The following is a 7224-nucleotide window of genomic DNA, read 5'->3' as shown; positions in this document are numbered from 1 at the left end:
TTGTTTGTTCTGCATTTTAAACTTCATAGTAGGGCTTCCTCCTAGATGGTTGTTTGGGATACATTCATCTTACTGAGGAGCCCTATTTTTATCAAAGATCAAAATTAGCCATCTACAGGAATGCTAAACTGCTTTGGAATACTCTTGTATTAATTCCATGATTTCTTCAACACTCTTCATCGTTTTCAATCGTTTTACATTGTCTTTATTGCTCAAAAGCTTAGTAAGCTGTGAAAGAGCCTGCAGATGGGTCGTATTATCGATCGCAGCTATACAGAATAATAAGGACACTGGATGCTTGTCATCGTTTAAAAAGTAAACCGGATGTTCCAGCTTCAAAAAACTCATACCCACCTGATTGACTCCCATTTCCGGACGTGCATGGGGTATTGCAATTTCCTGACCCAAAATGACATAAGGCCCCATTGTGTATACATTCTCTATCATGGCATCGATGTATGAAGACTCAATCGCCCCTTTCGAGAGCAGCGGCTGGGCTGCTTCTTTTATCGCTTCCTCCCAGTCTGGAAGCTGTTCAGCAAATTGAATGGTTTCACTTGTAATCAAATCACTTAGCACTGGTCTGTTCCTCCTGTTTACGTTGGTCCTTTTTTGAAACATGAATTGGCTTAAAGCCTGCTTCAACCCGTCCTTATCAATAAAATTAACGTAACCTTCCATGATCTTGAGTATTTCCTTTGTTGTAACAGGTTCGTATTGTGTTCCAAATAAAAACTGATAAACCTCGTTGAGCAGCGTACTTTTTTCAACAGGTGTCATTATCGGTTTCACCAGAAAATAGCGTTTCTTTGTGTGAAGCTGTACGGTCGAGAAAACAAGATCAAAATTGGAGAGCTGGCAATGATTAAACTCATGCAATGACATAGTACGGTCAATCGTAATCTCTGAAAACAAGGATTCGAGCTGATGCTTTACCATCAGCGAAGAACTGATTCCGCTTGGACAAACCACCAACGCTCTCTTTTTTCTAGCCGCAATTTGCTTTGGTTTTTCAAGCAAAGCTCCAAAATGGATGGTAATAAACCCTACTTCTTCTTCCGGTACAGAAATATTGAGAAGGACTTCCACGGGTTCAAGCAGTTCTTTTACAATGGTGTAAAGTTCCTTATGTTCTTCCCGGATCTGTTCAAGCAAAGGATTATGAATGGGTATTCGGTACTTCATCCGGTAATAAGCTGGTTTAAGGTGCTGATACAGTGTTTCCACGACTGTATTCTTTTTTTCAAATGAAATACAGGCCTTGGATTCAAATTCTGTTACAAGCCTTTCACATATTCGCAGCAGCAGATCGTAATCATCCTGGATAACCGAAGCATTCCCCAACGAAAGTCCCAATAGCTGAATGACAAGGTAAGCAATTTCTGATTCAACGGTATCCAGCTCTAAAAGGTGAATCATTTGTTTAGCTGTTTCTATTAAATGGTCTTGTTTCAGAATCTCAATTTCATCAGGATGAAGACGGATAACCTTTTTTTCCAGAAGCCGGATATAATAGAACTGAAGAAAATGAGCAAACTGGTGCAGCCGTTCTTCCACAAATTGAAGATTAGAATCCCTTTCAAGGGATTGAAGAAGAGTGATCATATAATCAGCTCTAAGTTCATAACCTGCTTTTTTCACAAGATATTCAATTATTTTTTTCCCTGACGGCTTCTGAAAAAGTTTTGTTAAATGATTCATTAATAGAACCCTTTTATCAAGCTCGGTTCCTTTTAAGTGGTATCCCCGTTCCCTTGTGTAATGTATTTTCACAAGAAACGGACTAATCATTTCATTGGCCTTTTTCACATCAGCTATCACTGTGTTTTTACTTACTTTTAGGAGAGACATAAGATGGGCTGACGAGATATACTCTTTTCTGATAAATAAGAATAGGAAAATGGAATAAAGCCTTTCTTCTTCCGTAAATATAAAAGACTCTCCCGTTAACTTTGTGCCTGCATAATCAATCACCCGTTCCGGAACCTCAATCCATGTTCTTCGTTTATAAGCAATAGAAGGAAGACTCCGATCCTTCAGCCATTCATTAATTTTTTCAAGATCATACGTTATCTGCCGCTTGGTCAAATTTGTCTGATCCATGAGCTGTGACATTGTTGGTTTATTTAGTGCAGAAAGCTGGTTTAACAATAAGGCCGGCCGTTCTTCCAGTTGCACGTCATCATCCCTCCTGTTTCAATCATATTTTAAAGCGCTTACATTTTGGATACTTATTGATTACAAAAAGTGTTATATTCAACTTACAAAATTGTGACGAGATATGATTATGTCTTATTACAAGCATTTTAAAAGGCTGTAAAACTAAAGTAAATAAAATAAACCTGGATCCATTATTAGGATACAGGCTTATTAATTGTTGAGATTACTTCTATAATTTCTCAAATCGTAAGTTAAGGAAAAGGAGAATCATAATAAAAGCCAGAGCAACAAGCAGTTTTTGAGCGTTCGTCAACTTTTTAAACCAATCGTACCGTTTCGCTTCATCTTTATAGATCCAATAATCAATGAATGTCATGACGATCACGCCCAAACTGATTCCGAAAACAGCCACTCGAATTACTCTCTTTTTTGTTACTCGATCTCTAACACCAGCTCACGTGATTTTGCCCTCGATACACATGCTAAGATTGTATCATTCGTACCCTTCTCCTCTTCTGTCAGAAAAGAGTCGCAATGATCAACCTCCCCCTTTTTAACTTTGATCTCACACGTACCACAGCGTCCTGCCCGGCAAGAATACGGAGTATTAATTCCATTCTCATGAAGAGCATCAAGCAAGGTCTGGTTTTCCGCTACCTGCAGGATCGTTCCGTTAGTCAGTTTTACGTGAAAAGCGTTTTGAACATTTGATTTAAGAGGGGTAAACCGTTCAACATGAATATTGGAAGATGGATAGCCTAATTTTGCTGCTGCATCAGTGAATTCAGTAATAAAAGAACCCGGTCCGCAAAAGTACACATGCGTGCCGATAGGATGCTGAGCGAGAGTATCTGTAGTCAGCCTTTCTACCAACGGTTCACGGGAAAAATAGAAGCGGCACTGTTCAGGATAAGTTTTTTTCAGGAAAGAATAAAACGCGCAGGTGTCTTTGGTCTTGGCGGTATAGTGCAATACGAAGGGAACATTTTTCCCTTTCAATTCTTCCATCATGCTTAAAAAGGGAGTAATTCCGATCCCTGCAGCATAAAACACATGACGCTTTGCTTTAAAGCTAAAGGGAAAATGATTTTTCGGGTAACTGATGTGCAGACTGTCTCCTTCTATTACTCCATGGTGCATAAAAGCGGAGCCGCCTTTTGAATCTTCGTTAAGCGCCACAGCAATCTCATAATGTCCTCTTTTGCGTGTATGTCCGGTTAAAGAATAGTGGCGATGTATTGTTCCTTTCTCTGTTTCTATAAAAATACCGATATGAGAACCTCCGCTATATGGCGGAAGCGGCCGGCCGTCAAGCGAAGCCAGCTCAAAACGTTTCACTTTCGGAGCTTCTTTATGGATAGCTGTTACCGTAACAGGAAGCATGTTTTCTTGCAGCATCACCGTTCATCTCCAATTAAAGTTTGGCTACATAGCCTAAATACGCATTTCTTAATGATGAATAATGATCACTTACTGAAAGAAGTAAGGCGCATTGGCAGCATGTGATCTCCATCCCATCCTGAAGTGTCTCAGAATGGGTCACTTTCAGCTCAGTCAGTCCGTGGCAGCGGCAGCAGAACACCTGAATGACGCGGTCACCATGGCCGATGAATTGCACCTCTTCCTCAGAGAGGAAGCCGATATCTTCTGTGATGTTTTTAAGTCTCTCAATCTCTGGCCATGCTGCCGAAACATAAAGATAGCATCCCATTTTCTGTTGGCTCAGCCAGCTTCGGACCTTCACCTCATCTGTGAGCTCCATTCGTTCAAAAGGTTTTTTTTGTTCCATGATTTTTTGGGTGATTGGCTGCAGCAATCTGATTCCATATGTATCTCCGCAAATAAGGTATTTTCGCTTTCCCGGCACAAACTTCATGTAGGATTCCTGCTTTTTAGCTTCTCTTCCAGATAGGCCAGAAGCTGCTTTTTATAGAGGGAGATTCCTTTATAATCCGCAATATGTTCGGGGAGTTCTTTTATAATCTGATAAAATTGCTGAAGCCAGACTGTGTTGGCAGTAAAGTCTTCCATGGCCAATACATGAGTATGAATCGTGAACAAAATTCCGTTGCTTTGCGGCAATCGAAAAAGCTTCTGGACTTCCACTCGCAAATGAACGAGCTCGCCTGCATTTTCTTCTGTTACATTCTTTCTTTCTTTCCCCCACTCATGAAACGTTTCCAATGACGTATCGAGCTTGTTCCCCGCCATTAAAGACCAATTCAGCCGTTCCCAAGGGGCTCCAGCTTCCAGCCTCTTTAAAAAACGCAAAATGCGGCCGTCCAGCCCTTCCTCTTTAAACCCTGGAATCGGGTGATGGATCTCTTTAAATTCCATTCCAAGGTTAAACGCCAGCGACCAGTTGGCTGGAAAGCAGAGCTGCCCCGCATCCAAATACAGATCCCCATCCCTCTCCTTCATGAAAATGAGATCTTCCTGTACATGCCTGCCGATAAAGTCTAAAGGCTCACACGGCATCGTCGTTTCATCGCCATAGGTAAAACGAGAGGTCTCTCCAAGGATCTTATTTACAAACGTCCAGTGATCCCCGTTTTTTTGAAGCGCAAACTGATCGGGGTAATAGGTTACGAGGTTTTCAGTTACCAGGTCTACGATCTCCCACTGGCTCTTTAACGTGTGAGGAAGGGATTGAAAGCAGCGTTCAGGATGATGGGTTAGCAGGTCCCGCTTTAGTTGGACCTCTTCTGTATAACGTGGAGTAATTTCTATACTGGATGGCCGAGTCATGGAGACGGAGTTGTTGGAATAGCGGTATTGATCGCCCTTAAACGGATAAGGAAAAGAATTCAGTTCACGTGTCAGCATATTAACCCCCCACTTAACAGAATATTCTTTCTTTTTATTTTATAGAAAAGTGTGGAAAAACTGAAGAGTGAATTGTAAAAGACCATACCTTTGTGGGCTTTTACCTGGCTTGGCGTGATAATTGTGCAGCTTTTTGGAATCCAGCTCGACAATGGATACCATGGCTTCTCCTGAAACAACCGCGTCAGTTCCCAGGCGTTAGGGTGCCAATGCGGTTCACGCATTCCATGGATAAAAAGGGGATTCCACAAAGATGTATGCACATTAAAAAAGACCGCACCACCTCGTGTGGTACAGCCTTTTAATCCGTTATTGCCCCTTAATCTCAAGCAGTTTCTGCCTCAACCCTGTTTCCATCTGAGCGAGTTCGTTCTCGGCCAAACGGCGTTTATGGCGGCCTTCCTCCTGGATCCGCAAAGTCTCCTCCAGGGTAGTCAGCAAGTTTTCCTGCGTCTTCTTAAGCGTTTCAATATCAATCAATCCTCGCTCATTTTCCTTCGCCGTTTCAATTGTATTTGCTTTAAGCATCTCGGCGTTTTTCAATAAAAGCTCATTTGTCGTTTTGGAGACCTGTTTCTGCGCCTCTACCGCACTTCGTTGGCGAAGCAAGGTAAGTGCGATCGCCACTTGGTTTTTCCAAAGCGGAATGGCAGTCATGATGGAGGACTGGATTTTTTCCACGAGAGCCTGATTCGTGTTTTGAATCAAACGGATCTGCGGTGCGCTTTGAATGGTGATTTCCCGGCTCAATTTTAAATCGTGAAGGCGTTTGTCCAGCCGGTCGGCAAACTGCACCATATCGTTAACTTCCTGATATTTCATCTGGTCGTTTGTTGACTCTGCTTCTTTACGGAGCGCCGGAATGATTTTTCCGTTTAATTCCTCCAGCTTCAGTTCACCTGCAGCAATGTAAACGTTCAATGCCTGAAAATATTCTTTGTTGTGCTCATACAATTTTTCAAGCATGACGATGTCGGCGAGCAGCACATTCTTGCTGCTGTCGAGTTTGACGCTGATCCGGTCAATCTGCGAGCCAGTCTTTTGATACTTGGAAAGCACCTCTTGAACAGAACCGGAAATCTTGCCGAACATGCGACCAATCAAGGACGGCTTGTTCGACTGCAGCTCATCAGGGTTTACATGGCTGAGCTTTTTCATCAAGTCATGTATGATTTCTCCGACTTGCCCGACATCCTGCTTTTTCACTTGATCCAGCATCGTGTTGGAAAATGAGAGTAATTTAGACTGTGCTGGTGTTCCGTATGTAATCATCGCCTGGTGGTTCTTCGGATCGATCTGTTCGGCCAGCTGGTAGGCTTTTGCCTTGTTTTCCTCTGGCAGAACATCAATCAGCCTCTTCTGCTTTACTTGTTCTCCTGTCTTCAGCTCCTGAACGTTTTCAGCGCCTCCGAACGGATCGGAGAGCAAGTCATTCATAATATCCAATTTATCGTCATGATTATAGAGAGGGGACGTATTATCGCTCATTATAATCTCCTGCTTTCGTTTCTAATTTTGAATCTTTCAAGGTTTTTATAGAATGCTTGGCCACATCCAGCTCGAATTTCAGCTGCTCCACATCATCCGAGATCATATGGTAAAGGTCCTCTTCAATGTATTCGGTAAGTTCCTTCAACGTCCTTCTTGTTTCCGAAAGAGAATCCTGAATCTCCCAGCTTTTCTTGGGCTGTCCTGATAAGAATGCATATTTTTCCGTCAGCTCGACGGCAGAATCCAAATGCGAAAAGTAAAAACGCTCTGCTTGAAAAAAACGCCTTGGCTCCTTTTTCGTCATGCTGTATATTTTTCTTGTGATCTTCGTCAGTTCCATCCTCTGTTTAAAGGTTGGAATGTCGCGAATGGAAAACATCGATTTCTGCAGTCTGTAAATCTTTGGCTTTGCTTCATTTAAATTTTTCTTGATATATTTAAATTCGCTGCGAGTCAGCTTATATTTTTTCAGCATGCGGTAATTCCAGAGCATCGCTGTCATCGTATAGCCGATCACCGCTCCCCCGGCCGCAAAACCGCTCGAGAGCAAGAAAGACTGATCGAAGGCAAAGAAGGACAGCAGCCAGACGATGACCATTGTATTGATCGTACTGAACACCTTGACGAATAAGGCTAAAAACCAGTTCATGTAAATCGACTCCTGACATCATGTCTTTTCTAATACTACGAAGAGAACAAACTTGAGTTTCACTTTTAGAAAAAATTTACTTTTCTCTATCTCTACCT

General features: G+C 42.2%; 7 protein-coding genes. All 7 read right to left on the bottom strand.

The window, feature by feature from the left end; all coding sequences use genetic code 11:
- Positions 1–123: 123 nt before the first annotated feature.
- The 7 genes from M1K46_RS24550 to M1K46_RS24520 all read right to left on the bottom strand — a co-directional run bounded on the left by M1K46_RS24550 (position 124) and on the right by M1K46_RS24520 (position 7126).
- Positions 124–2178, bottom strand: coding sequence for a BglG family transcription antiterminator (locus M1K46_RS24550; protein WP_256228068.1), 2055 nt, complete (start codon positions 2176–2178; stop codon positions 124–126).
- A gap of 211 nt (positions 2179–2389) precedes the next feature.
- Positions 2390–2572, bottom strand: a complete 183-nt coding sequence (locus M1K46_RS24545) for a hypothetical protein (protein ID WP_256228066.1) — start codon at positions 2570–2572, stop codon at positions 2390–2392.
- A 20-nt stretch (positions 2573–2592) separates the two neighbouring features.
- Complete coding sequence (locus M1K46_RS24540; protein ID WP_256228065.1) at positions 2593–3558, bottom strand: PDR/VanB family oxidoreductase; 966 nt, start codon at positions 3556–3558, stop codon at positions 2593–2595.
- Between the two features lie 16 nt (positions 3559–3574).
- Positions 3575–4036 carry a hypothetical protein gene (locus M1K46_RS24535; RefSeq protein ID WP_256228064.1) on the bottom strand — a complete coding sequence of 154 codons (462 nt, stop codon included), beginning with the start codon at positions 4034–4036 and terminating at the stop codon, positions 3575–3577.
- A complete protein-coding gene (locus M1K46_RS24530) occupies positions 4033–4986 on the bottom strand; it encodes a heme-dependent oxidative N-demethylase family protein (protein WP_256228063.1) in 954 nt (317 codons plus the stop codon). The genes M1K46_RS24535 and M1K46_RS24530 overlap by 4 nt, the downstream gene beginning before the upstream one ends.
- 309 nt (positions 4987–5295) lie before the next feature.
- Entirely contained in the window at positions 5296–6474 is a 1179-nt protein-coding gene (locus tag M1K46_RS24525) for a toxic anion resistance protein (protein ID WP_256228062.1), read from the bottom strand.
- The gene (locus M1K46_RS24520) at positions 6464–7126 is read right to left on the bottom strand and encodes a 5-bromo-4-chloroindolyl phosphate hydrolysis family protein (protein WP_256228061.1); all 663 of its coding nucleotides are present in this window, start codon (positions 7124–7126) and stop codon (positions 6464–6466) included. The genes M1K46_RS24525 and M1K46_RS24520 overlap by 11 nt, the downstream gene beginning before the upstream one ends.
- Between the last annotated feature and the right edge of the window lie 98 nt (positions 7127–7224).

It is taken from the genome of Fictibacillus sp. WQ 8-8, assembly GCF_024494405.1.
Taxonomy (GTDB): domain Bacteria; phylum Bacillota; class Bacilli; order Bacillales; family Fictibacillaceae; genus Fictibacillus_C; species Fictibacillus_C marinisediminis.
This window is presented reverse-complemented; position numbering and strand designations above follow the sequence as displayed.